Genomic DNA, 23,820 nt, shown 5'->3' on the forward strand with positions numbered 1-23,820 from the left:
CCCTTTGTTATGTAGGAGGGTATTCAACGATAGGTTGTTCAACAACCATGGTGTTTGTTTCTAGTCTTTTCTTGCCAGCTTCTCCGCCTCCACAAATTCGCCTTGTCTTAAGCATCGAAACACCGATTTGTTGTTATGGCTTGCTATCGATATAACCACAGCACTTTTGTTATATGTAGTGTGAAAATGTCGTTAGATAAATTGATGGACGCAATTGCCGATCAAGGTTGGTACATATGGGATGACTTTTTAACACCAGAGCAAACCAAAAACCTACGAGCATGTACGCCACCGCAGTTACAAGTGGCGCGAATTGGCAGGCACGATGCCTTGCAATTAGAGGTTGAAATACGCAACGATAAAATCCAGTGGATTGAAAACAGCATGGGCCTGCCTGTGCAAGACTATTTGCAACGTATGGAGCAAATTCGGCAAGAGGTTAACCGCCATTTTTTTCTTGGGCTATTTGAATACGAAGCTCATTTTGCCAAATATGAAATAGGGGCATTCTACCAAAAACACCTCGACGCCTTTACAGGCAACGCCAGCCGCAAACTGACGACGGTATTTTATATGAATGATCGGTGGTGTGGTGCTGATGCAGGTGAGTTGGTTATTTACGATGTTCAAGATCAGTATCTCGCGACGGTTGCGCCGATAGCGGGGCGTTTACTGGTCTTTTTATCCGAACGTTTTCCGCATGAAGTACAACCTACCAATGCTGAGCGTTTCAGCATCGCTGGGTGGTTTCGCATTAATGGCGTGACGGGCAACAAGCTCGATATTGCCAGTTAACGCAAAGCTAATAAGTAAGCGTGGCTTTTGTGCTTCCACGCTCTTTTATCAGTCAAATTTGATCAGGGTAAAATGAGGATGTGAGCTTAATGCCTCCATCATCAATAAGGCATTGGTTTCAATTAAGTGTTCACTTTGTTCATTTTTCAACACAATGCACTCTTGTTGGTGTTCATTGCGCAGAGTGTCCATCGCGGTGCCTGAATAGGTAATACCATTTTTTAAAGTGAGCTTGACGGGCAAATGAAACAAACACGCGAGCTCAATGTAATCATATTGACTGCAAGTGACCATTATTCACTCCTATGACGTTACGCGGGCTTATTAAGATACGCGTTTTGCAAAATGTACATGCGCTTTACATCACGATATTGGCCATTAATAAAGAATTCTTCAACTAAGTGCCCTTCCTCAACAAAGCCGGCTTTTTGGTATAAATGGATGGCTTTTTCGTTTTCCGTCGACACATGCAGGTAGATTTTGTGTAGGTTCAAAATGGTGAAAGAGTAGTCTAAGGCTTTGTTGATCAAGGTTTGTGCAAACCCTTTTCCTTGGTGCTCTGGCGTGATGATGATCTGAAACTCGCCACTGCGGTGAATGTAATCAATTTCAATTAATTCAACGAGACCGATCAGTTCCTTATCTCGGTTCTCAACCACAAACCGACGCTCGGCGTTATCGTGAATGTGCTTGTTGTACAGCTCTTCCAGTTCATCAAAAGATTCATAAGGCTCTTCAAACCAGTAAGACATAATGTTGCGGTTGTTATTGAGATCATGGATAAAGCGTAAGTCACCGCGCTCTAACGCTCTTAATGATAATTGATTATTCATAGCAAACCTTCATTGAACTAAGGCATTCATCTTATGCCGACTTTGTTGCAATACAAGTGGTTAGTCAGCAATTTTTTAAAATGCGTATGCTTACGTCTTGTGATCTGATGCCGCGAGATGAATCAGTTCGGTCAGTTTGTTTATGCTTTCCTGCCATGCCATGTTGTCTTCAAAGTTCGCTACACTGAAACGGATACAGTGTTGGAATTGCCCCTGTGTTGCAAAAAGATGCCCCGGCAGGAGGCTGATTTTGTTTTGCAGGCCACGTTGATAAAGCTCAAAACTATCGATGAATGGCGGAAGTGTCAGCCAGCATAAAAATGAACCTTCAGGTCGGCTTAATTGAAACTGCCCTTGCAGCGACGGGTAGTGATTGAGCGAGGTGGTGAGCAATTTGGCAAAGCGCTGCTGGTTCAGTTGGTAAGTACGGCGCATTTTGGCTAGATGTTGACGGTACTTACCACTTTCGAGAAATTCCGCTACGGCTGATTGGATTAAATTCAAGCTGCCCATATTCTCGCTGAGCAATATCTTTTCTATTTGCGCTTGATACTTTCCAGCGATGATCCAACCGATCCTCAGCCGTGAATCCAAGGTTTTGGAGAGCGAATTGATGTAAATAACGCGGCCTTTGCCATCCAGCATCTTCAAGCAAGGTATCGGCTTTTGAAAATACAGGCCACCAAACACATCATCTTCAATAATTGGTGTATCACCACTGACAGCCAAAAGCTGTTTACGTTTTTCCAGAGGCATTTGTGAACCGGTTGGGTTGTTAAAATTCGGCGTGACGAGAATTGCCTTAATCGGCCATTGAGATAGCGCTTGTTCGAGGGCGCTGATGTCGATGCCTTCGACACTATGGCTGGGGATCTCCACCACTTTTAAGCCTAATGATTCAAGCAACAGCAGCGTGCCAAAATAACAAGGTGACTCAACGGCCACAATGTCTTCGCGCTTGGTTAATGCACGAAATGCGAGGCTGATGGCCTGCTGACCGCCATGCGTAATGGCGATTTCTTGTGCTTTGATTTGTAGGCCCAAATCTTGCGATATTTTTAGCAGTTGTTTGACTAAATGGCTATTACCTGGCGGTAGTTGATAGTGGCTAGGAATGTGCGTTTGCTGGCGGCTGTGGCGGCCAATTTCTGCATACAAACTACGAATCGCGGCGCTTTGCGTATTAGGATGCGCTGAACCTGCGGGCATGTGATGTTTCACTGTGGGTTGAACCAAAATTGATTTAGATAAAGAGAGCAGGTCAATGCTATTGGGTTGTGGCAGCGGAATCTCCAAAGGGGTTACAGCACCTTGGACTCGATAGCCTGAACGAGGCTGAGAGTAGACGACATTCATCGCTTCTAACTCTTGATAAGCACGAATAACGGTATTTTTGCTGACAGACAGTTGTTCGCATAGCTGGCGAATGGAAGGCATTTTATCGTGTGCGTGGAATAAACCATCGTCGATGGTCTGCTTAAGATGACGTTTTACCTCAGTATATTTAGGTTCAGTATATTTAGGTTCAGTATATTTAGGTTCAGTATATTTAGGATCCGTGTTTTTAAGCTTACTTTTCATTCTGTACCCACTAAATTATTCAAATCTGTGCCTTTTGCGAATAACTGTACCCAAATAAAGTAGCAGCATAGAATCGATTGTGGCTAGGAATTTTGTGATGTTTGTAAGAATGATCCCGTTCTTGTTTGTCGTGCTATGGGCATCTGGTTTCGTTGGCGCAAGGTTTGGCTTAATGTATGCGGAACCTGCCACGCTGCTCACGCTGCGCATGGTGGCGAACGTGGTGCTTTTTATTGGTTTGCTGTTATTGCTCAAAAGGCGCATTCCGCGTGGTCGCCATTTGTGGCATTCCTGTATAACGGGCGTGTTGATTCATGGTTGCTATTTGGGCGGAACCTACCAAGCGATTTCTTGGGGAATGCCAGCAGGTTTAAGTGCTCTGCTGGTGGGGACGCAACCCATTTTGACTGCGCTGCTGCTGGTTTTTATGAGTACAGAGCGCTTTAATCTGGCGCAGTGGTTAGGGTTAGCTCTTGGGTTTTCTGGGATAAGTCTCGTCTTGATGGGTAACATTGAGTGGCAATCGGAAGTACACAAATGGCCTGCCATTAGTTTGTGTTTGTTATCTCTGCTCGGCATCACGCTCGGCACCTTATATCAGAAAAAATTTTGCCAAGGTGTGGATATGATTGGCAGCGCTACCGTGCAATATGTGGCTGCGTTATGCCTATTTTTACCTTGGGCTTGGAGCTTTGAAACCATGCAAGTGCAATGGACACCGACCTTTATCATGACACTGGTATGGCTGGTTGTGGTGCTGTCATGTGTCTCTATTTTATTGCTGTTGTATATGGTTGAACACGGTGCGGCCTCAAGTGTGGCTTCAGTGTTTTATCTTGTACCGCCAACCACCGCCATTCAAGCATGGCTTGCTTTTGATGAATCATTGGATGGGTTTGGTGTTGCGGGCTTCTGCCTTGCCGTTACGGCTGTTTATCTGGTGGTGAAAAAGCCGAATCTGCTGAGAAAATTGGCGAAACCGGTATTTGAGCGTTCATAAAATTCACCCCTATAAATCGAACTTAGAATGGGGTGCTCTGCTGGTGGTCGGGTAATAAATGGATAATTTCTGACTCGCGGCGGCACCTAATGACTTTGCCAATTTTTTCAGATTGATCTTAAGCGATGCACTCAAAAATGCGCTGCCCTTCCTCTGTTTTCCTAAAATATTTTACTGTGTCATCTAGTTTTAAACTAAGTGAAACACAACTGTCATATTTGCGTCCTAAAGTGAGTTTCGTTCAATACACAACGGCAATAAAGCCTCTTAAGGATATTTGTGATGAAAAAGACAGTAATCGGTGCAATCGCTCTTTTAGGTGCATTGGCAGTTAACCCAGTTTTTGCAAAAGAAACCATTTCTGCTGTTGGCTCTAGCAGCGTAACGCCATTGATGGAAGTTTTCTCTGAAACATATATGAAGAAAAACGCGGACGTGTTTATTGAGGTTCAAGGCCCAGGTTCTTCTGCCGGTATTAAAGCCGCTAAGAACGGCAGTGCGGATATTGGTATGTCTTCACGTGGCCTAAAAAGCTCAGAAAAAGAAGCATCATTAGTTGAAGAAAAGATCGCGCTTGATGGTATAGCGGTGGTTGTGCATCCAAGCAATAAAGTAAAAGGGTTGAGTGCTGAACAAGTCTCTGCTGTTTACCGAGGCGAGATCACGAATTGGAAAGATGTCGGTGGTGAAGACAAACCTATCGTTGCAATTACTCGCGATACCGCATCAGGGACTCGTGGTGCATTCGAAGAGATTATGAAACTGACAAAAAAAATCTCAGACAAGACGGTATCTGCTATCTCTCAACGAGCTCAAGTAGCTAACGGTAACGGCAGTTTGAAAACTATGGTTGCGTCTAACCCTTATTCCATCGGTTACATCTCTCTTGGCACCGTTGATAACACGGTTCATGCCTTAGCGGTAGACGGTACTGATGCATCGGTAGATAACGTGAAAAATGGTTCATACAAAGTGGCTCGTCCTTTCCTTGTACTGTACAAAAAAGGCCAACCATCCGCTCAAACGCAACAGTTCCTTGATTGGATGCTAACGCCTGAAGCTCAAAAACTCGTTGCAGAACATCACTATATCGCAGTGAACTAATAGACTCTCCCATTCGACTTGAAGGTGCAGCGACGTTGTTTCGTTCAGCCCAAACACATGCTTTATCCATGTGGATGGGAATTCACTGACTTGCTGTTTAGCCGCCACTTCAAGTTGTTTGGGGAAATAACTTTAAAAGTTTGCTTAGCCCATCGTTGGGGCTGAGCCTTTTCTATCCACGTCGATTCCATCGAATAGTGAGATTGATACTATGACCATCGCAACAAATAGTGAAAAGCTTATGAACAACGTTTCTACGCAAGCTTCCAAACGTGCACTTCGTGCTAAAAAGCGTGTGGACTGGAAAGAGCGCATTTTCCACGGGTTGTTTCTTACCAGTGCCATTATTGGCATTGTGTCTCTTGCCATCATTGCCTACTTCATTTTCCGCGAAAGTATTCCCGCATTTCAAGAAGTGGGTATCTCGGGTATCGTCCTTGGACAAGATTGGTTGCCGCCAGCTCTGTATGGTGTGGCAACTATGATTGTCGCTTCTGTGGTTTCAACGTTTGGTGCGGTTATCGTTGGTGTGCCTGTGGGCGTACTCACCGCTATCTTTATTGCCGAAGTCGCACCAAAACGTGTCGCGAATATCATTCGCCCAGCCGTTGAATTGCTCGCTGGTATTCCTTCCGTGGTCTATGGTTTCTTTGGTCTTGTGATTATTGTTCCTGTGATTCAGGACATTTTCCAAGTTCCTGCGGGCAATACCATTCTCGCGGGCATTATTGTGCTTGGTGTCATGATCTTACCGACGGTGATTACCGTGTCCGAGACTTCTATTCGCGCAGTCCCTCATGCGTACAAAGAAGGTTCTTTGGCATTAGGTGCATCCAGTATTTTTACCATCTTCAAATTGCTGGTACCGGCAGCTCGCTCCGGAATTATGACCGGCGTCATCTTAGGAATTGGGCGTGCGCTCGGTGAAACCATGGCCATTATTATGGTGATGGGCAACGCGCCAGCGATGCCTGAAGGTATTTTAGACTCAGCACGCACGCTGACAGCCAATATTGCGATTGAAATGTCTTACGCAAGTGGTGTTCATGCCAGTGCGCTTTATGCAACAGGCGTTGTGCTATTGGCATTCATCATGATCTTGAATGCCACATTGCTCTATTTAAACCGTGAGAGAGCGAGATAATAGTGATGGATACAGTAAAACTAAAACGTGCCCGCCAGCTAAAAGATAACGTATTGAAAATATCTATTTGGATTGCGGCCGCTGTAACAGTCGGCTTCCTATTTTGGATTATCTGGTACATCCTTTCTAACGGGCTACAACACGTAGATTGGAATTTCGTTACTGACGATTACACCCGTACTGGCAATGAACACGGGATCTTCCCGATGATCATATCGACGATTTATATGGTGATCGCTTCTATTTCGGTGGCCGCCCCGTTGGGTATTATGACGGCGATTTATCTTACCGAATACGCCAAAATCGGTAGCCGCTTGGTGAAAGTGATCCGCTTTTGTACCGAATCTTTGGCGGGGATCCCCTCCATTATCTTTGGTCTATTTGGCATGACCTTCTTTGTGGTGATTCTAGGCTTAGGCTTCTCTATTTTGTCGGGTGCGCTAACGCTCAGCATTTTGATTTTGCCTGTGATTATTCGGACCACAGAAGAAGCGTTGATGGCCGTCCCTCAAACTTATCGCGAAGGTTCTTATGGTCTTGGAGCCTCAAAAATATACACCATTTGGCGTCTGATTTTGCCAAGTGCAATGCCCGGCATTCTCACGTCAATTATTTTGAGTATTGGTCGTGTTATTGGTGAGTCGGCCCCTGTGTTTTTAACCGCAGGAATGGTGGCACGTATTCCTGATTCATTGCTCGATTCAGGCCGCACCCTAACCGTTCACCTTTACAAACTCACAACAGAGCTGTTCACGGTTGAAGAGTGGAATCAAGCCTACGGCACAGCAACCGTGCTGATTGTGGTTGTGCTACTGATCAACATGGTGACGAAGCTAATCGCAAGACGATTTAATACCGCTTCTTATTAAGCAGAGCGTTGGGCGCGATTTACAGAATTTTGAGAGATAACAAGAATGAACAAATTTAATATTGAAAACCTAGACCTTTTTTATGGCGATAACCAAGCGCTAAAATCAATCAACCTGCCTATTCCAACTCGTCAAGTGACAGCGCTGATTGGCCCTTCTGGCTGCGGAAAATCGACTTTATTACGCTGTTTGAACCGAATGAATGACCTCATTGAAGGCGTGACTATCACCGGTAAATTGGCGATGGATGGGCAAGATATTTACGGCAATATTGATGTTGCAGATCTGCGTATCAAAGTGGGAATGGTGTTCCAAAAGCCAAATCCGTTCCCAATGAGTATTTATGAAAACGTGGCGTATGGGTTACGCGCACAAGGGATTAAAGATAAAAAGCACATCGATGAAGTGGTTGAGCGCTCGTTGCGCGGCGCAGCGTTGTGGAATGAAGTAAAAGATCGCTTGAAGTCGCATGCGTTTGGCCTCTCTGGTGGTCAACAACAGCGTTTGTGCATCGCACGTACGATAGCGATGGAGCCGGATGTGATTTTGATGGATGAACCAACGTCCGCCCTTGACCCGATTGCAACACACAAAATTGAAGAATTGATGGAAGAGCTGAAAAAGAATTACACCATCGTTATTGTCACGCACTCAATGCAGCAAGCGCGTCGTATTTCTGATCGCACAGCGTTTTTCTTAATGGGGGAATTGGTTGAACACAATGATACACAAGTGATTTTCAACAATCCTAAAGATGATAGAACCATGGGATATGTCAATGGCGATTTCGGCTAGTCACTTATTGCAGCGGCTAACCTGGAATAATAGCGGACTCATTATAACTATAAAGCGATGGTAACTTTGCCCCTCATACAGAGGGGCTTTTTTGTAGAAACTTCATGGCATACATATTCTTATCCGCAATATGTATTAATTGATTAATATTGGCTGAATCTTTAGGAAAAGAGGCAATACCGATACTGGTTGAAAGCTTTGCTCCCACTCCATTATCCACGAAAAAATTCTCTTTAAAACACGCTTTAATGTGGCGTTGCATAATGCTCAGTTCCATCGCATCTACGCTATGGATGATCAGGGCAAACTCATCACCCCCCATACGAAATACCGAATAATCAAAGGTTGGAATCGAATGTGTTAAGCGAAACGCTACTTGTTGCAACACACTGTCCCCTGCTTTATGACCATTTTGGTCGTTAATGGGCTTAAAGCCATTTAAGTCGAGAAGAAAGAGAGAGAAGGGGTTGTTGGTAGAAATTTGATTCAGCTCTTCAAACATAGCAAGGCGGTTAGCAAGCCCAGTTAGAGGGTCAGTTAACGCTAAGGTACGCTGAGCAACCGCTTCTTTATGAAAAATATAGCTAACTAAGCCAATGCAACCCAGCATCAAGAACATCAGCAGAAATTGTACCTGTGTTAGCCTATTTGCTTTTTCTTTTTGCTCGAGATAGATAGGGCTTTGCAGTTGAAAGTTTTGGTTTACATAGCCGATAATCTGGTCGTAAATCAAGCGAGCATGTTTTTCAAATACAGCCAATGACTTTTGATCTTTAACGGCCAGCAATAAGCTTTCTAATATTTTGAAATCATCAAAGTTGTTCTTAAAGAAATGCTGGGAATCCGTTCTACCCATAAAATTATCCGATTCCTTACTCGTTAGAATCAAGTCAAAACGGCTCCAAATCAGCTCATACTGCAGCCAAGTGTGCGCTCTCTTCTCCTTTGACTCTAGGTAATAAGGAATCGAAGCAACCAGCTCAGAATACTCTTTGGTGAGCTGGAATAAATACCAAGTTGCATAGTTACGTTGGTCGGTATAGGAGTTGGCTAAAGAGCGTGTGGTCGAAAGTATATACAAATTAGCGACGATCAAGGCGACTGACAGGACAATCAACAGTGTTTTTGCCCGGTATAACAAGGGGTGTAAAGTGCTGTGTTTTGTAAAATTCATTATTTACCGTGAACCAATAGTTTTTCTAACTGCCACACCATTTGGGTGTAATAAATGTCATTGTCTATTTGTGGATATTTATCTAGATTGTAGATCAGCCAAAACGGCCCCTTGTTTCTTATTTTCATTTCATCGCCATTCATGTGATAAGCAATAATGGGTTCATAGCGAGTTAAGTTTTCAATTGCAATATTAGCGGCGTAATCATTAATGGCCAAAAATGATACAGAAGAAACCTGTCCAACTTGCAAATGATTAATTAAATCAATAACTTTAAAACCAGTGAAAGTATTTTCTTTTGGTAACCAAGGAAGCTGAGTCGTGAAGGTTTCACGAGGCAGTATCTCTGCCAATTGTGCAAGAGAATAAGTAACCCGATCTTGGTTTGGGAGGGTAATAGTTAAGCTTGCAGCATGAACAAATAAGCTGAAAAAAATAAGTGGTAAAGCGGTTATCCATCTCATCATAAACTACCTTATTTACTTCTGCTTTTTTCTTAGAGCATAGGCTAAAAGTATAAGGTGATAATTTAATCAATGAAATTATTTTCTATTTATATTTCTGTTAATTTGGTCGAATCAATCTTTAGTTTAGAACAAAAAATCCCCACATAAGTGGGGACTTGCATATTGAAATGTTATTAGTGCCGTTACTGCTGCATTGTTTACTAAAATATGAGATGTGCTACACCAGCTATCACTGGCAGTGTAATGAGCGTACGCAGAATAAATATGACAAACAGCTCAAGTATGTTGACAGGAATTTTGCTGCCTAACATTAATGCACCCACTTCAGACATATAGATCAACTGAGTCACTGACATGGCCGCAATCACGAAACGTGTCATTTCATTATCAATGGAAGCTGCAAGAATCGCGGGAATAAACATATCCGCAAAACCGACCACAATGGTTTGAGATGCTTGAACAGCCTCAGGTACACCAAGTAATTCTAGAAAAGGAATAAACGGTCGGCCCAATACAGAAAATACAGAGGTGTATTCTGCAACAATCAGAGCCAGAGTACCCAAGCCCATCACGACAGGTAGCACACCAAACACCATATCAACAGCGTTACGCATGCCTTCAGCGAAGATCGATTTTGCAGATTTAACTTGGCTTGCTTTCGCCAGTGCTAATTCCATCCCCCATGAGAACGAGGTATGGCCGCTTGGAACTGCATCGGCATCTTTAGCTGGAGAGGTACCATCAATATAAGTGTTCTTTTTGAAACTTAATGGTGGCAGGCGAGGAATGATGATCGCTGCAACAAAGCCTGCAAGGCAAATGGTGCCATAAAAAGGTAGGAACAGATGCTCTAGCTTAACTTGCGCAATAACGACTAAGCTGAAGGTAATTGAAACGGCAGAAAACGTTGTACCAACAATAGCGGCTTCACGCTGTGTGTAGAATTTGCTTTCGTACTGTTTGCTGGTCAGCAAAATACCGACACTACCATCGCCCAACCAAGAAGCCATGCAGTCGATTGCGCTACGGCCTGGAAGGTTGAAAACTGGACGCATGATTCTGCTTAATAAACTACCAAATAGCTCCAGTAGCCCGAAGTTAAGCAGTAAAGGTAGCAAAAGCCCTGCAAAAATAAATACAGAAAATAAAGTGGGTAATAAACTCTCAAGAACCATACCGCCAGTGTTTTCTTCCCAGATAGCCTTCGGGCCGATTTGGAAAAACGTCATGATGACGGCGATACCACCAAATACACGGACGGCTAACCAAAGAGCCGATGGATTAAAAAGCCCATTTAAGAAAGGACTCTTTGTAATGAATGCAGGTTGAAAAATTTTACATAAAATGGAAGCTGCAGACATAAAGGCGATGATCACTGTCACTATTGCAACAAGGTAATCGCCTAAAATAGCTTGGATAGATTTAGCAAGGACGGCAACTGGAATGGTTAAGTCGCCTTGGTAGCTAATTGGCGCCATAAACAAAAATAGACCAATTAACGATGGGATGAAAAACATCCAAAAGCTACTTTGTGTTGGTGCTACAGGAGCTTCAATAGTTTGAGCGTTATCTTGCATGTCGTGTCTCGTATTACTGCGGGTCAATAGTCACCAACTGGTGGCATAAAAATGCACTAAATAGCTCTATTTAGTCATTGCAGGCAAGAATATCTATTTTTAAGATGGCTTGCAATACTATTCATTAATCAAGGTTAAGTATTCAAACAAAAGAGCTATTATTCTCAGATAACATGGTCATTTGTTTTGTTATTGTTGTATTGGTTAATAATCTGTTGGTGATTGAGGCGTGCGTTTTAAAAAGAATTAAGGAGGGCTGAGGAAAATTGGGTGGTTAAGGTAAGAGGGACGGGTCAGTCAAAGGCCTTTAACCGCAGGCTAAAGGCCAAAAATGTATAGGTCCAATGAGCTTTATTGAGTTGTACTGATATTCAAACGTTGTAGGCTAACGCTAAGCGCATCATCGAATTGACTAAAGAAATTATCTTCACCGACCAAATCAACAATCCCCGCTTTTTTCAGTTTCATTGCAACACGAGTATTTGCACCAGAGATCAACACTTGCACATTCTTTTTATGGAAGTTTTCGATCATTTCCTCAATGGATTGCAGGCCAGTAATGTCCATAAATGGAACCCATTTAAGGCGAATAATTAAAATTTCTGGCTGCTCTTGAATGCTGCTCATCACACGCTCAAAGGTTTCAGCCGCAGCAAAGAAAAATGGGCCTTCTAAGGCGTAAACGGCGAGCTCTCTTGGTAACTGAGTTTGCCCATGACGAAGCAGCTCAGCACTGAGCTCATGGTGTGTACTGGCTTTTACCTCAACACTAGATGCCATACGTTTTACAAAGTGAAGGGTAGCGATGATCACCCCGATATTGACGGCGACAACTAAGTCAGCAAACACGGTTAATCCAAAGGTTAGCAACAAAATAACCACATCGGCTTTGGGTGCACGTTTAACCAATTTAATAAAGTGGGGAACTTCACTCATGTTCCATGCTACGACGAACAAAATCGCACTGAGTACTGCCAGCGGAATATTGACGGCTAATGGTGCAAGTGCAATAAGGATAATGACCAGAGTGAGCGAGTGCACCACGCCCGAAAGTGGGCTTGTCCCCCCGTTGCGTATATTGGTTGCAGTACGTGCAATGGCGCCTGTTGCTGCAATACCACCGAAGAGAGGAGCCACGATATTAGCGATACCTTGGCCGACTAACTCTTGGTTTGAGTTGTGTTTGGTACCCGCCATACCATCGGCAACCACCGCCGAAAGCAATGATTCAATCGCACCTAGCATGGCAATCGCAAAAGCAGGGCCAATCAATAGAATAATTTGAGAGAAGCTAACTTCTGGAAGCGAAAACTCTGGCAGTCCTTGAGGTATGCCTCCAAAAGCCGATCCAATCGTGCGGATCCCTTCAAAGCCAACAAAATATTGCAACACGGTAACGGTGACGAGAGCAAGCAGCGGCCCTGGCACTTTCGAGAGTTTCGGGATCTTAGGGCCGAAGATAACCAGCGTGAGTGAAAATAATGCAAGGCTTGTGGTGGCCCAATCCATCTGCGGAAAGGCATGGAAAATAGACACTAATTTTTGATGAAAATGCTCACCTTCGATCTTGGGGAGGCCGAAGAATTCTTGCCATTGCCCAACCCAGATAATGACACCGATACCGCTGGTGAAGCCGACGATTACGGGGTCAGGAATATAGCGGATGATACTACCGAGTTTTGCGACCCCCAGAACCAATAGAATCACACCGGCCATCATAGTGGCTATCTGCAACCCGCTGACCCCATACTGGCTAACAATTCCAGCGAGTATCACGATGAAAGCGCCCGTTGGGCCGGCTATCTGCACTCGCGAGCCGCCAAACAGTGAAACGATAACGCCTGCAATAATGGCGGTGTATATCCCTTGCTCTGGTTTCACGCCAGAAGCAATAGCGAATGCCATCGCCAGTGGCAGAGCGACAACCCCTACAATCAAACCTGCACTGATATTATTTAGCCACTGTTTTGGTCGTAGCAGACCTGCTTTATAGGATTCATATACGGCAAACATAATTGATAACCTTATTGAAAATAGGGGAAAATAGAAAGCGCGGTGGATTCTACGCTCATTTAAAATGCTGTAAAGAGGGGTGAATATTCAACTGAGGTTATAAATATAGTGGTTCGGCGGCGGAATTTTTACTATTTAGAGTTGTGGATGTGAGTCTATTTTCTTATGATTCACTAGGTAGGATGTTTTTTATACAGAGATGGAGTTTGTGATGATCAATAAACGTTTTTTTAAAACAAAAGAAGAAGTCGAAGTGACCTTTGAAGTGGACGCCCCAGATACGGCTGGCAATGTTGCGATAGTAGCGGACTTTCTTGACTGGCAACCAGAACCGATGAAAAAGGTGGCGAAAAGTAATAGTTTTAAATTTAAAACCCGTTTACCTAAAGATGCTGAATTTCAATTTCGTTACTTGTTGGATGACCAACAATGGGTTAACGATCCTAGCGCTGACCAGTACATTGCCAATGGTTTTGGCGAAGAAAATAGCCTAGTGACGACTTATCAATAGGTTGTTGATAAATCTTGTGAAAGCGTGAAACATGATTAGGACAGTACTCATTTTTACGTGTAATTGTTGATTTGTTATAAGGCACTCCGGTGCCTTTTTTGACCATAGAATCACACGATATAGGTGACTTTTGAAACAGAAAGTCTTAATCTTGAGGCTCTTTTGACTTAATCCACAGGATAGATAGTGCTTCCTCGTTCTCTCATTCTGCGCTTTTCTGAGCTTTCACTTCCAAAAAAAGCGTCGATTATTGGCCTACCGATTGTCGCGGCCATCGCATTTTCCTCGTCTATTCAGGATAGCTCCTTACAGCGCCAAATTGAGCTCTCTATTACCGAAACTCAAATTGTTCAGTCGATTTTATCTGATGCTATTGAGGTAAAAAATCTTCCGGATTTTGAATATGAGATTAAATCTGGTGACAATTTAAGTACTATCTTTAATCAACTTGGCTTTGGTTACCAAGACTTGATGAAGATTATGGAAACCGATTTAAACTACCTCGCATTGGATACGTTAAAACCTGGCAACATCCTCAGGTTTTGGAAAGCGCAAAATGGAAATGCGCTTTCCAAAATGGAGCTAGAATTTAGCCTAGTCGAGCGCGCGGTATATTCACGTTTAGATGATGGTACCTATGAGTTTCAAGATGTTAAAATACCGGGTGTATGGAAAGAGTTCGCCATGGTTGGCGAGATCCAAGGCAGCTTTTCTCAGTCGGTCAATTCGATAGGGTTAGGCAGCGCTGAGATAGAACAGATCGTTTCTTTACTTAAAGATAAACTCAATTTCTCTCGTGATCTTAGGGTTGGCGATCGATTTGAAGTGGTTCAATCTCGTCAATTTGTCGGTGAGAAATTGACGGGCAATCGTGAAATCCAAGCGATTAAAATCTACAGTCGAGGCAAAGACGTTTCTGCTTATTTACACCGTGATGGGCAGTACTATGACAAAAATGGCGATAGTTTACAGCGCGCATTTCAACGCTATCCGACGACAAATAAACGCATTACCTCTAACTTTGATGCGCATCGCCTGCACCCAGTCACAAAAAGAGTGGCTCCGCACAATGGTACTGATTTTGGTGTACCAGTCGGTACTCCGGTATTCTCGACTGGCGATGGTACGGTGATCATGACGCGTAAGCACCCTTATGCGGGTAATTATGTGGTGATACAACATGGCAGTACTTACAAAACACGCTATTTGCATTTGAGTAAAATTTTAGTGCGTAAAGGTCAGAAAGTATCGCGAGGTGAGCGGATCGGTTTATCTGGGCAATCGGGCCGAGTCACTGGGCCTCATCTGCATTATGAGCTGATGGTTCGAGATCGCGCAGTGAATGCCATGACCGCCAACATACCAATGGCAAACTCAGTGCCTAAAAAAGAGATGGCGGGGTTTGTTGCAAGGCGTAATGAACTCGATTCTATGCTTCAGCAGCAAGAACTGCGGTATGCTACCAGTGAGTCTTCGGCTGACCAAGAGTCTTAATTTGATAGCATAATGGATATTAGTAATCCCTCACTTTCAGAGTGAGGGTTTTTTATGCGCGCCGTACATGGCTCATGTTGTTCCAGTGAGTCACGATAGAGTGCGGTGTTTCTGGCTTTGAAAAATAGTAACCTTGGATCTGTTCACAGCCCATAGCATAGAGTTTCTCCAGAGCTTCTTGGTTCTCCACCCCTTCTGCGACGAGATCAACCCTAAGTTGATTTGCCAATTGAATAATCAACCAAACTACACGCTCTGCTGTTTCGTTACACACCATGTTTTTGATAAAAGTGGCATCAATTTTAATGCAATCGATGGGGTAGCTATGGATGTAATTCAAGCTCGAATAGCCAGTGCCAAAGTCATCAAGCGCGATGGTAAAACCAAGTAGTCTGAGCTTATCTAAGATGTATCTAACTTCACTGGTTTGTGAAAGTAGTACTGTTTCGGTGAGCTCAATTGTGAATTCATTAGGCTCAAAGCCGTATTGAGTAATGGTTTGCATTAAGTGTTCGAGATAGCGCTTGGAGTTGATCAGTTCATGTGCCGAACAGTTAAGTCCTAATTTTACCTTGTAGCCTAAGCCCTCCTCTAGCTCAACTTTTGCTAGGCATGCCAGCTCAACAATGCGTTCTCCTAATTCCACAATTAAACCTGACTGCTCAGCAGTGTCGATAAACTCAATCGGTGAAATCGCACCCAGAGTTTCGCTATTCCAGCGAGTGAGAATCTCAAAATAGTTCCACTGTTCTTGGTGACGACTGACGATCGGTTGCGCCACCACAAATAGCTCACTATTTTTACTGGTTAACTTATTGAGTTCACGGCGTAGAGCTTCTGTGATTTGGGTTTGACGATGGTATTGGTCACTCAGATGGGTATCATAACAACGGATATTACTACCGCGAGTTTGCTTACACTCTTTGAGTGCTAAACAGGCATTGAGAATCAGTTGATCGGCCGTGATTGTCTCTTGAGTTTTCCTTGAAATGCCAATGCTTAAGCTAATTTTAATGCGATGTGATGCATCGACATAACCTGTATTTAGCTTATCCAATATACAGCGGCAGATTTGCAACGGATCATTAGAGAAGGTGATAAACGCATATTCATCCCCAGCGATTCGAAATGCCAAATTCTCTTCCGGAACGCTTTGAATGATGGCATTAGCCACAAACTTAATGATTTGGTCGCCAATATAGTGCCCATATAAGTCATTGATCGATTTAAAATTATCGATGTCTAAATAAGCAAGAGTAAACGGTTCATTGGTTGTTTCAACTAAGCGTTCTAATTTGTCTGCTAGATAACTGCGGTTCATTAAATCGGTCAGGTTGTCGTGAGAAACTTCGTAACTAAGTTGATTAACCAAGCTGTCAGAGCGTTCGCTCAACCACTTATTGCGCAGGCTGTGAACGACTATGTTCGCAATGATTCGGTGGTAGCCAATCACGAATTCCTCATCTTCGATGGGAGAATAGAAGGTAGACACGAGCATTCCGAGTATTTCGCCATTCTTGGCACGTAGGGGAATACCGATATAGGCATCAATCTTATTTTCAATTAGAAACTTGTCATCAGGAAAAATTTTGGTCACTTGTGATGGAAACAGACAGTATTCCTGTTTTGATTTCCACACTTGCTCACACGGTGTTCCCCTGAGCGGATAACCCGTGTCGTTGTTGTCTGGCGTCTCACCAGCATGAGATAAGGTGTGAGCTCTGTAATGCCATTTGTCTAACTCGACGATGCATGTACAGCAGGTTTGAAAATGTGTATGCAGCACCAATGTGGCCCGATCATGTAACTCAGAGCCATCGAGCAGCATGAGCTCGTTAATGGTGTTTAGACTAACTGCATCCCTAGCCAATGATGTTTTAGTCATATGTCGTACTCTGTTTTTTTAGAATATGCACTTAGTGACTATGGTCGACATTGCGCAGTTTTGCCACTCGCAATGATGGGTACTTGAGACGTAAAAAAATAAAATATTGGTTATTCAGCGGCTTAGTTGCAGAGTTTTATGAGTACTTTTTTGTCTAGGGTAAATTTGCTCTGGTGGACAATTTTGTGATGGAAATAGACGTAACCCCAATTTAGTTACCTAGCTTCATTCGTTAATTTTTCTTTTAAGTAGTTGAGAAATAAATGAGTTCGAGTGTGTTGATAATCAAGTTTAGGGTAATAAGCGTAAACCGTTGCTTGATCAACGGTGATATCGGGTAGCAAACGTACCAGATTGCCCAAACGTAGCTCTTCTTTGACCATCACGTCGTTGGTGACAATCACTCCCATGCCATTTTTGCCTGCATAGAAAAGTGCTTCTGGATTGGTTGTCGCGAAGTTACCCGATAACGATAGGCGCTTGCCCGTTGAGGTTTTTAATTCGCGCGTTGTGTGTTCTCCCCAAATCAAGACATTGTGCTGTTGAAGCTGTTCGGCAGATTTGGGCATACCATATTTTTCAATATAGTTAGGAGAAGCATAAAAGCCGGCCCTATGTTCAAATAGGGGTGAGGCTTTAAAACTGAGGGAATTGAGTTGGTCAATTTCTCGGCTGATGAATAAATCAAGGTGAAGTTCGGGCAATTGCCCCGGAGTTGTTGTGGTCAGTTGGATTCGAATGTCAGGGTAGCGCTGTAGAAATTCATCTAAATACTGCACCAAAAATTTTGAGCCCACAGAGAGTGTCGCCCCAATTTTTAGCAGGCCAGCGGGAGTTTGGCTGACAGAGCGTGTTTCATCAACCACCGATTGCCAACTTTCAAGTTGTGCTTTTGCTCGCTCATAAAAGAGAGCACCCGCTTCGGTTTGTGTCACCGTTCGTGTGGTGCGCTTAAGTAACTGCACGCCAATTTTCTCTTCCAGCCAATGTACTCGTTTACTGATGGCTGAGCTGGTGGTATTGAGCTTACGTGCCGCGCCGTTAAAGCTGCCTTCTTCAACCACTCGCATGTATGTTTTAACATTTTGTATCCAATCCATTGTTACCCTACTCATTCCTCATTGGAACTAATTCATTTCCTGAGTGCTTTATTATCAAATCTGAGTTGCCAATATATACTGAAAACGTATTTTGACACCACATCTACCGACGATAAGAGCTCACTTAGCAACCCATGAAAACTCTCGCTAGCACACCATTTAAAAAGACGCCGATGTTATTGGCGATGATGATCATTGCCACGGGCCAAGTTGGGGTGAGCATCTATTTACCTGCACTGCCGCTGATCAGCCGAGACTTAATGGTTGACCAAGCCAGTATTCAATGGCTCGTTACGCTCTTTTTAGTGGCGTTTGGGATGTCACAGCTTTTTTACGGGCCATTGTCTGATGCGGTTGGTAGACGCCCGACATTTTTACTCGGGCAGGGGATCTATTTGGCCGGTACAGTATTGTGTGTCTGTTTTTCGGATAATTTTCATGCGTTGGCTGCTGGTCGCCTACTGCAAGGGCTTGGCGCGGGAAGTGCTTCTGTTCTTGGCCGCAGTGTGCTGCGTGACAGTTATGATGGTCTGCAATTAACAAAGGCGCTTTCTTACATCGCCATCACCGCCTCAATTATGCCAATTATTGCCCCCGTACTCGGTGGGGGGCTTGCCTTTCATTTTAGTTGGCAGTCCGTGTTTGTGTTCGTATTAATGTATATCTGTACCATTTTTATTTTAGGTTGGTGGATATTGCCAGAAACGTTGCCATACGCGAAACATCGGTTTCAACCTAAGGCCGTATTGCATAACTACTTGCTACTCTTGAAAAATTCCCAAGTGCTGACCAGCGCCAGTTACAACTGGATCAGCTATTTATCTAGCTTAGTGACTCTATCGGTGCTGCCTTTTCTCTTGCAAAACAAGCTGGGGTTAACGGCCGCCGATTATGGAACCGTAATGATCGTCCCTTCCGCGGGTTTGATGATAGGCAGTGTTGCCGTTAACTTACTCAATGATCGTTTTTCATCCCAACGTTTACTTGCTTTGGCGATTGTCATTATGGCCTTTGCCGGTGTTTGGTTACTGATAACACCGATGAGCGTGTTCAATTTAGTGTGGGGATTTACTTGGTTAACGATTGCGCAAGGTATCTCATTTCCATTATCCACCAGCATGCTGCTCGGGCCACACAAAACTCAAGCGGGCTCCGTTGCGGCTCTATCTGGCTCCATTCAAATGTGTTTAGCTGGATTTTTAGGGGGATACTTGGTGGAAAGATGGATCACGAGTCAGATGTCGCTAGGCTGGTTCTATTTAGCAACCAGTTGCGCTATGTTTTTGGTGTTGTGTTCTTCCTATCGCTTACGTCAAACCAAATTCGCTTAATGCTGTTTATACCCTTCCGGTTTGAAGCGGTTTAAGTCTAGTGGTGCATTTACATCGTACATGTCGGCACAAGAGAAATAATTTGAGGTATAATCTCGGCGACATTAATTCGACGGAAAAATCAATGCAACAAGATGAATTTCAAGCATTAGTCAAAAGCTTGTGCGAGCAAAAAACACTTCCTCAAGCGTTAGATATGCTGAAAGTATTTGAAGATCAAGATATTGCTGAAGCAGCCTTATCGTTAGTGGGTCAGTTTGCTTTAGCCGAAGTGGATGGGGAGCAACGCATTTACCACGTCGTGTTGCAAGAAAATGAGCAAGGTGAAGAAGAAGAGTTTGTCGAACACATTATGAATGAAGGCGATGACGTTATTAAGTTTGTTGCTTGGTTTTTTGAAACCATGTTTGAAGTTAAGCAGAAAGAAACTTACTTGGCTGCTGGTAAAACCTATAAGCAGCCTAAACGCGGTTAACTGAAAATTAATTACTTTATTTTGTGACTTAAGTCTTGTTTTTGTTCTTTTTTGGACTAATATACACCTCGTCAGGTAAATAAATTACATGTTGAGGTGATTCATGGGTTATGAATTAGGTGGTGCTTACGTTGGTCAACTGATCGCAAAAAAAGCGATGTATGATGCAATGCATGGCAAACCACAAGCAAAGAAAAAGTCTTTCATTAAAACGCTAGTGAAGAAATTCAGCAAATAGTGAATGCCTAAGAATTAAAAAGCCCTAGCTTGGTAACAAGCTGGGGCTTTGCTTTATTTACTGGGGTAAAAATGACTGTGCAAATTCGTCCACCATTCGTCCACAAAGAGCCCGTATACCATTACTGACTAAAGAGTCGGCGGTTTCTGAGGCGTCAGTACTTTTTCTTCTAAAGTAACCAGATACTCTGGGGGGGCACTACTGACTTTTTTTGGTTAGCCAATCTTCCAATTTATCACACCCGCCGATATAGCGGCTTTCTAGCCAAATTTGTGGCACGGTGACGGGCGTTTTTTGACCAATGATGGCTTTAACTTCTGGGATCATCCGGTACAGCGCCGCACTTTCTTTGACTACATCATGATAGGTGTATTGAATCCCCGCTTCATCCAGCAATTTCTTTGCTTTGACGCAGTATGGGCAAGTGGCTTTTCCATACACAATATTGCCAGTTAACTCGTCACGTTGTGCCCACTCTTTGATCACCGATTGAACCAAAACACCTCGATTTAACGCTTCTCCTTGGCTGATCACTTTACCTTCAACGACCAATATTGGGGCGTGCAATGCGCCAAGTTTCAAGGGTTCCCACCAGTACGATAGCCAGTCTTTGACTTCTAACTCGATGGGAATGCCCTCCAGTTCATTATTGAAGGTGTCAGTCAAAATGTCTTTGGTGAGCGTACACTCGCCGCAAGGGATGGTGACTTTAAATGGACCCCAACTTCCAGCCCATCGGTATAGTGTGATTTTTATCGGTTTTGCCATCGTGTTTTCCTCAAGAAGCATTGCTTAGAGAATAGGAAAGAGTTGAGTGACTTTTTATTTCAACGCGAAGATTTTTTTGTTTCCCAGTGAGTAATAAAGGCCACTGAAGCGATAATGATGGCAGCGCCAAGCCATAATCGCCCGGGTGGTGCCCAGCCAAACACTAACCAACCCGCCAAAACATTCAGTGGCAGCTTTGCGTGATCAAAAGGTTGCACAAAAGACGCATCTGCCACCGCATAGGCTTTAACGATCGCCCATTGAGCCAGTGCTGTCATCGCACCCGCAAAAAGCAATATGAGCCATAGAGTGCTCCCTTGAGGTGTTTGCCAATCTGGTAAAGCGAGCAGTAGATTGAACGGTGTGATCAGTACCAAAAGGTAGACCACCATAGTAGACGGTGAGTCATGGGCAGACAGTTTTTTCACCATCAAAGAGTAACAAGCCCAAAAAAATGCCGCGCCAACAGGCAGCAACGATGCCCAGTTGAAATCGTCAGCCCAAGGTTCAAGGATGATCATCGCCCCGATAAAGCCAGTTAATGTTGCTCCCCAGCGCGCTGTACCCACTTTCTCTTTTAAAAAAAGGCCTGAGCCAATCGTGGCAAACAGAGGAGAGGTCATCAGCAGTGCAATACCTTGCCAAATGGGTACGGGATAGGCGAGTGCCCATAACCAGAGTTGTATGCCAATCACAGATAAAAACACACGGAAAATATGCATGCTTAAATGCTCGGTGCGCAGCGAGTAGCGGATCCCTAACGTTGATAAATACGGCAAAATAACGACTAACGCGATGGCATATTGAACCAGCGCCACCGTGGTAGATGACAGGCCATAATTGATACTGGTGACTTGAGCAAGGCTATTGACTATCGCAAAGGCGAGGCCTGCGATTAGCATCCAACTTGCCCCTTGGATTGGGTGGTGAAGTATTTTGGTCATAGAGAAGAGGGTTATAGAAAAAGTCGTTGAATCATACTGACTTATCAGCGTTAAACCAATCTCTGAAATGAATGGAGTGGTTCAATAAATTTGAGCAAGTGTTATCCCTGCTGATTTCCACTTGTCTGAAACGCCAAACATTTTGCGTATGGGCTGTGGTGATGGGATAAAAAAAGCCCCCTAAAAAGAGGGCGAAAGAACATGAACGGCCAGTGCTCTGCCTTAGCACTGAAAAGAAGCACAAACGCTGCCATGCATTTGTACTTATTACATAGCAGGTTGTGTGCCACATTTAACTTATTGAAAAATAATGAAATTATATTATTGGCTCTATGAAGAATGGTCTAGCCTAGTGCAATGTGTTTCATTGTGGTGCAATGCGGAAAATAAAAAAGGCCAAGCGGGTGCCTGGCCAAAAGGACAAAATCCTTAGGGAGTATATGCGTTCGTATAATTAAAATTAGAAGTTGTAACGTAGACCTAGGCGAATAGAGTCTTTTGCATCATACGCAGTGCCGAGGTCTTTTTTATCTAGGTTGTTCATTTTGTAGGCAACGTAAGTGTAGATTGATTTATTGAAATCATAACGTCCCGTCAACTCAGCAAAATCACTTTTCGTCGTTGTGACGTTTGCAGTTTCATTTTCCGTTTTTTGATACACCCCAATCAAGCGGAAGTTACTTGTGATTTTGTATTGCGCAGCAAATTCAATCCCGTTGAATTCGCTCTTCGCTTTATCGTCCAAGTCCCCTTGTGTATAGGTCAGGCCTAAGTACAAATCGTCCAACGTGTAATTAGCACCGGCAATAATTTGATTCGCTGCACCTTGGCCTGTGCCATTATCGTTGCTTGCGTAGCCCAAGCCTAAACCAAGGCCGATAGGTAAGTTATAAATTGCAGAAAGACCAAAGCCATCGGTGTCTTTTTCTTCGCCTGCAATAAAGCTTGCTTTCACATTGAGGGCATCAAATGTAGCTGCGTAGAGGAAGGTGTTGTTGATTTGCTCATTACCTGCGTTGATGAACTCTTTTTGAGCGCCAGTATAAGTACCGATGTCTGACATTTGAGAAATTTGCACGCCAGCCGTATCTTGGCGGCCGACAGAAATAGCACCAAAATCAGCTTGTAAACCTGCAAATAGGTAACGTTGGTTGAAATCAGAATTCTTATCGTTGCTGGCGGAGGAATTAACCGTTTGCTCTGCTTCATAGGTTGCAAAACCTTTCAAAGAGTCAGAGATTTCTGTTGAACCTGTAATGTTCAAACGCGCACGGCTTTTGTTTTTCATCGTGCCTTCAATTTCTTTGCCTTTGTCATCACCACCGAAATCGCCACGAAATTCTGCACGTCCACCAACTTTAAGCTCATTTCCATCCGCTTTGTAAACGGTCGCAGCAAAAGAAGAACCTGATACCAATGCTGTAAGAATTGCGGTTGCGATTGTTGTTTTTTTCATTTTATTTACCTTATTCATAATCAATGAGCTTCAGTGCTCGAACGGTTTGATGTGAGTAAAGTAGATGTTTTAAATGAATGTTTAATTACTGATTCATGATGTTTACATGTTGTTTTTATTGATGATTTATTAAAGAGAATGTTATGTAGTGATGTTCAAAATAGTCAAGGTGCCATGAATTTTGAGTCGAAGATCTTACTTTTATCTAATGAAGATGCAAATCCATTCACTCGCGCTGTAGATGAGGTAAACTCGACGATCTTAGT

General features: G+C 43.5%; 23 protein-coding genes. 11 read left to right on the forward strand and 12 right to left on the reverse strand.

Annotation, left to right across the window (positions count from 1 at the left end; genetic code table 11):
- The first annotated feature begins 186 nt into the window (after window positions 1-186).
- Window positions 187-795, forward strand: a complete 609-nt coding sequence (locus tag AACQ79_RS10020) for a 2OG-Fe(II) oxygenase (protein WP_026027933.1) — start codon at window positions 187-189, stop codon at window positions 793-795.
- A 48-nt stretch (window positions 796-843) separates the two neighbouring features.
- On the opposite strand, the gene AACQ79_RS10025 is transcribed toward AACQ79_RS10020, so the two are convergent.
- The 3 genes from AACQ79_RS10025 to AACQ79_RS10035 form a co-directional block, all read right to left on the reverse strand.
- Window positions 844-1,089 (reverse strand): Rho-binding antiterminator, encoded by a 246-nt coding sequence (locus AACQ79_RS10025; RefSeq protein WP_013868119.1) that lies wholly within the window; start codon window positions 1,087-1,089, stop codon window positions 844-846.
- Window positions 1,090-1,106: 17 nt separating this feature from the next.
- The gene (gene speG, locus AACQ79_RS10030; RefSeq protein ID WP_013868118.1) at window positions 1,107-1,628 is read right to left on the reverse strand and encodes a spermidine N1-acetyltransferase; all 522 of its coding nucleotides are present in this window, start codon (window positions 1,626-1,628) and stop codon (window positions 1,107-1,109) included.
- A gap of 90 nt (window positions 1,629-1,718) precedes the next feature.
- Window positions 1,719-3,209, reverse strand: coding sequence for an aminotransferase-like domain-containing protein (locus AACQ79_RS10035; protein WP_170899030.1), 1,491 nt, complete (start codon window positions 3,207-3,209; stop codon window positions 1,719-1,721).
- Between the two features lie 97 nt (window positions 3,210-3,306).
- On the opposite strand from AACQ79_RS10035, the gene AACQ79_RS10040 reads away from it, so the two are divergent.
- The 5 genes from AACQ79_RS10040 (at window position 3,307) to pstB (ending at window position 8,121) form a co-directional block, all read left to right on the forward strand.
- A complete protein-coding gene (locus tag AACQ79_RS10040; protein ID WP_026027683.1) occupies window positions 3,307-4,209 on the forward strand; it encodes a DMT family transporter in 903 nt (300 codons plus the stop codon).
- 282 nt (window positions 4,210-4,491) lie between these two features.
- Window positions 4,492-5,313, forward strand: coding sequence for a phosphate ABC transporter substrate-binding protein (locus AACQ79_RS10045; RefSeq protein ID WP_026027935.1), 822 nt, complete (start codon window positions 4,492-4,494; stop codon window positions 5,311-5,313).
- Window positions 5,314-5,524: 211 nt separating this feature from the next.
- Window positions 5,525-6,457: a phosphate ABC transporter permease subunit PstC gene (gene pstC, locus AACQ79_RS10050; protein ID WP_170899031.1), complete on the forward strand. Its 933-nt coding sequence runs from the start codon at window positions 5,525-5,527 to the stop codon at window positions 6,455-6,457.
- A gap of 5 nt (window positions 6,458-6,462) precedes the next feature.
- Window positions 6,463-7,326: a phosphate ABC transporter permease PstA gene (gene pstA / locus AACQ79_RS10055; protein WP_026027681.1), complete on the forward strand. Its 864-nt coding sequence runs from the start codon at window positions 6,463-6,465 to the stop codon at window positions 7,324-7,326.
- 45 nt (window positions 7,327-7,371) lie between these two features.
- Window positions 7,372-8,121, forward strand: a complete 750-nt coding sequence (gene pstB, locus AACQ79_RS10060; protein ID WP_013868112.1) for a phosphate ABC transporter ATP-binding protein PstB — start codon at window positions 7,372-7,374, stop codon at window positions 8,119-8,121.
- A gap of 73 nt (window positions 8,122-8,194) precedes the next feature.
- On the opposite strand, the gene AACQ79_RS10065 is transcribed toward pstB, so the two are convergent.
- The 4 genes from AACQ79_RS10065 to AACQ79_RS10080 form a co-directional block, all read right to left on the reverse strand.
- Window positions 8,195-9,295 (reverse strand): GGDEF domain-containing protein, encoded by a 1,101-nt coding sequence (locus AACQ79_RS10065; RefSeq protein WP_170899032.1) that lies wholly within the window; start codon window positions 9,293-9,295, stop codon window positions 8,195-8,197.
- The gene (locus AACQ79_RS10070) at window positions 9,295-9,762 is read right to left on the reverse strand and encodes a molybdopterin-dependent oxidoreductase (RefSeq protein ID WP_170899033.1); all 468 of its coding nucleotides are present in this window, start codon (window positions 9,760-9,762) and stop codon (window positions 9,295-9,297) included. Before AACQ79_RS10070 ends, AACQ79_RS10065 begins: the two co-directional genes overlap by 1 nt.
- 200 nt (window positions 9,763-9,962) lie before the next feature.
- A complete protein-coding gene (locus tag AACQ79_RS10075) occupies window positions 9,963-11,339 on the reverse strand; it encodes a YjiH family protein (RefSeq protein WP_170899034.1) in 1,377 nt (458 codons plus the stop codon).
- A 351-nt stretch (window positions 11,340-11,690) separates the two neighbouring features.
- The gene (locus AACQ79_RS10080; RefSeq protein WP_170899035.1) at window positions 11,691-13,352 is read right to left on the reverse strand and encodes a SulP family inorganic anion transporter; all 1,662 of its coding nucleotides are present in this window, start codon (window positions 13,350-13,352) and stop codon (window positions 11,691-11,693) included.
- Between the two features lie 211 nt (window positions 13,353-13,563).
- Between AACQ79_RS10080 and AACQ79_RS10085 the strand changes: the two genes are divergently transcribed.
- Window positions 13,564-13,863, forward strand: coding sequence for an isoamylase early set domain-containing protein (locus AACQ79_RS10085; protein ID WP_026027568.1), 300 nt, complete (start codon window positions 13,564-13,566; stop codon window positions 13,861-13,863).
- Between the two features lie 186 nt (window positions 13,864-14,049).
- Entirely contained in the window at window positions 14,050-15,357 is a 1,308-nt protein-coding gene (locus tag AACQ79_RS10090) for a peptidoglycan DD-metalloendopeptidase family protein (protein WP_017050287.1), read from the forward strand.
- Window positions 15,358-15,409: 52 nt separating this feature from the next.
- Here AACQ79_RS10090 and AACQ79_RS10095 read toward each other — a convergent pair whose 3' ends face one another.
- Window positions 15,410-17,242 (reverse strand): putative bifunctional diguanylate cyclase/phosphodiesterase, encoded by a 1,833-nt coding sequence (locus AACQ79_RS10095; protein WP_105976710.1) that lies wholly within the window; start codon window positions 17,240-17,242, stop codon window positions 15,410-15,412.
- A gap of 215 nt (window positions 17,243-17,457) precedes the next feature.
- Window positions 17,458-18,342, reverse strand: a complete 885-nt coding sequence (locus AACQ79_RS10100) for a LysR family transcriptional regulator (protein WP_026027569.1) — start codon at window positions 18,340-18,342, stop codon at window positions 17,458-17,460.
- Between the two features lie 134 nt (window positions 18,343-18,476).
- On the opposite strand from AACQ79_RS10100, the gene AACQ79_RS10105 reads away from it, so the two are divergent.
- The 3 genes from AACQ79_RS10105 to AACQ79_RS10115 all read left to right on the forward strand — a co-directional run bounded on the left by AACQ79_RS10105 (window position 18,477) and on the right by AACQ79_RS10115 (window position 20,386).
- Window positions 18,477-19,673, forward strand: coding sequence for a multidrug effflux MFS transporter (locus AACQ79_RS10105; protein WP_170899036.1), 1,197 nt, complete (start codon window positions 18,477-18,479; stop codon window positions 19,671-19,673).
- A gap of 124 nt (window positions 19,674-19,797) precedes the next feature.
- A complete protein-coding gene (locus AACQ79_RS10110; protein WP_026027570.1) occupies window positions 19,798-20,148 on the forward strand; it encodes a hypothetical protein in 351 nt (116 codons plus the stop codon).
- Between the two features lie 103 nt (window positions 20,149-20,251).
- Window positions 20,252-20,386 (forward strand): hypothetical protein, encoded by a 135-nt coding sequence (locus tag AACQ79_RS10115; protein ID WP_013868100.1) that lies wholly within the window; start codon window positions 20,252-20,254, stop codon window positions 20,384-20,386.
- A 198-nt stretch (window positions 20,387-20,584) separates the two neighbouring features.
- On the opposite strand, the gene AACQ79_RS10120 is transcribed toward AACQ79_RS10115, so the two are convergent.
- The 3 genes from AACQ79_RS10120 to AACQ79_RS10130 all read right to left on the reverse strand — a co-directional run bounded on the left by AACQ79_RS10120 (window position 20,585) and on the right by AACQ79_RS10130 (window position 23,554).
- Window positions 20,585-21,154 (reverse strand): glutaredoxin domain-containing protein, encoded by a 570-nt coding sequence (locus AACQ79_RS10120; protein WP_170899037.1) that lies wholly within the window; start codon window positions 21,152-21,154, stop codon window positions 20,585-20,587.
- Between the two features lie 59 nt (window positions 21,155-21,213).
- Window positions 21,214-22,098: a DMT family transporter gene (locus tag AACQ79_RS10125; RefSeq protein ID WP_170899038.1), complete on the reverse strand. Its 885-nt coding sequence runs from the start codon at window positions 22,096-22,098 to the stop codon at window positions 21,214-21,216.
- A gap of 460 nt (window positions 22,099-22,558) precedes the next feature.
- Window positions 22,559-23,554: a porin gene (locus tag AACQ79_RS10130; protein ID WP_170899039.1), complete on the reverse strand. Its 996-nt coding sequence runs from the start codon at window positions 23,552-23,554 to the stop codon at window positions 22,559-22,561.
- Between the last annotated feature and the right edge of the window lie 266 nt (window positions 23,555-23,820).

This window comes from Vibrio sp. 3-2(1) (assembly GCF_963887575.1).
Taxonomy (GTDB): domain Bacteria; phylum Pseudomonadota; class Gammaproteobacteria; order Enterobacterales; family Vibrionaceae; genus Vibrio; species Vibrio anguillarum.

Coding starts and splice junctions, on each gene's coding strand:
- AACQ79_RS10065 (WP_170899032.1), bottom strand. CDS start 9,295: ATGAATTTTACAAAACACAGCACTTTACACCCCTTGTTATACCGGGCA.
- AACQ79_RS10070 (WP_170899033.1), bottom strand. CDS start 9,762: ATGATGAGATGGATAACCGCTTTACCACTTATTTTTTTCAGCTTATTT.
- AACQ79_RS10125 (WP_170899038.1), bottom strand. CDS start 22,098: ATGACCAAAATACTTCACCACCCAATCCAAGGGGCAAGTTGGATGCTA.
- AACQ79_RS10035 (WP_170899030.1), bottom strand. CDS start 3,209: ATGAAAAGTAAGCTTAAAAACACGGATCCTAAATATACTGAACCTAAA.
- AACQ79_RS10115 (WP_013868100.1), top strand. CDS start 20,252: ATGGGTTATGAATTAGGTGGTGCTTACGTTGGTCAACTGATCGCAAAA.
- pstB (WP_013868112.1), top strand. CDS start 7,372: ATGAACAAATTTAATATTGAAAACCTAGACCTTTTTTATGGCGATAAC.
- AACQ79_RS10040 (WP_026027683.1), top strand. CDS start 3,307: ATGTTTGTAAGAATGATCCCGTTCTTGTTTGTCGTGCTATGGGCATCT.
- speG (WP_013868118.1), bottom strand. CDS start 1,628: ATGAATAATCAATTATCATTAAGAGCGTTAGAGCGCGGTGACTTACGC.
- AACQ79_RS10110 (WP_026027570.1), top strand. CDS start 19,798: ATGCAACAAGATGAATTTCAAGCATTAGTCAAAAGCTTGTGCGAGCAA.
- AACQ79_RS10045 (WP_026027935.1), top strand. CDS start 4,492: ATGAAAAAGACAGTAATCGGTGCAATCGCTCTTTTAGGTGCATTGGCA.
- AACQ79_RS10080 (WP_170899035.1), bottom strand. CDS start 13,352: ATGTTTGCCGTATATGAATCCTATAAAGCAGGTCTGCTACGACCAAAA.
- pstA (WP_026027681.1), top strand. CDS start 6,463: ATGGATACAGTAAAACTAAAACGTGCCCGCCAGCTAAAAGATAACGTA.
- AACQ79_RS10020 (WP_026027933.1), top strand. CDS start 187: ATGTCGTTAGATAAATTGATGGACGCAATTGCCGATCAAGGTTGGTAC.
- AACQ79_RS10025 (WP_013868119.1), bottom strand. CDS start 1,089: ATGGTCACTTGCAGTCAATATGATTACATTGAGCTCGCGTGTTTGTTT.
- AACQ79_RS10095 (WP_105976710.1), bottom strand. CDS start 17,242: ATGACTAAAACATCATTGGCTAGGGATGCAGTTAGTCTAAACACCATT.
- AACQ79_RS10105 (WP_170899036.1), top strand. CDS start 18,477: ATGAAAACTCTCGCTAGCACACCATTTAAAAAGACGCCGATGTTATTG.
- AACQ79_RS10130 (WP_170899039.1), bottom strand. CDS start 23,554: ATGAAAAAAACAACAATCGCAACCGCAATTCTTACAGCATTGGTATCA.
- pstC (WP_170899031.1), top strand. CDS start 5,525: ATGACCATCGCAACAAATAGTGAAAAGCTTATGAACAACGTTTCTACG.
- AACQ79_RS10120 (WP_170899037.1), bottom strand. CDS start 21,154: ATGGCAAAACCGATAAAAATCACACTATACCGATGGGCTGGAAGTTGG.
- AACQ79_RS10085 (WP_026027568.1), top strand. CDS start 13,564: ATGATCAATAAACGTTTTTTTAAAACAAAAGAAGAAGTCGAAGTGACC.
- AACQ79_RS10100 (WP_026027569.1), bottom strand. CDS start 18,342: ATGGATTGGATACAAAATGTTAAAACATACATGCGAGTGGTTGAAGAA.
- AACQ79_RS10075 (WP_170899034.1), bottom strand. CDS start 11,339: ATGCAAGATAACGCTCAAACTATTGAAGCTCCTGTAGCACCAACACAA.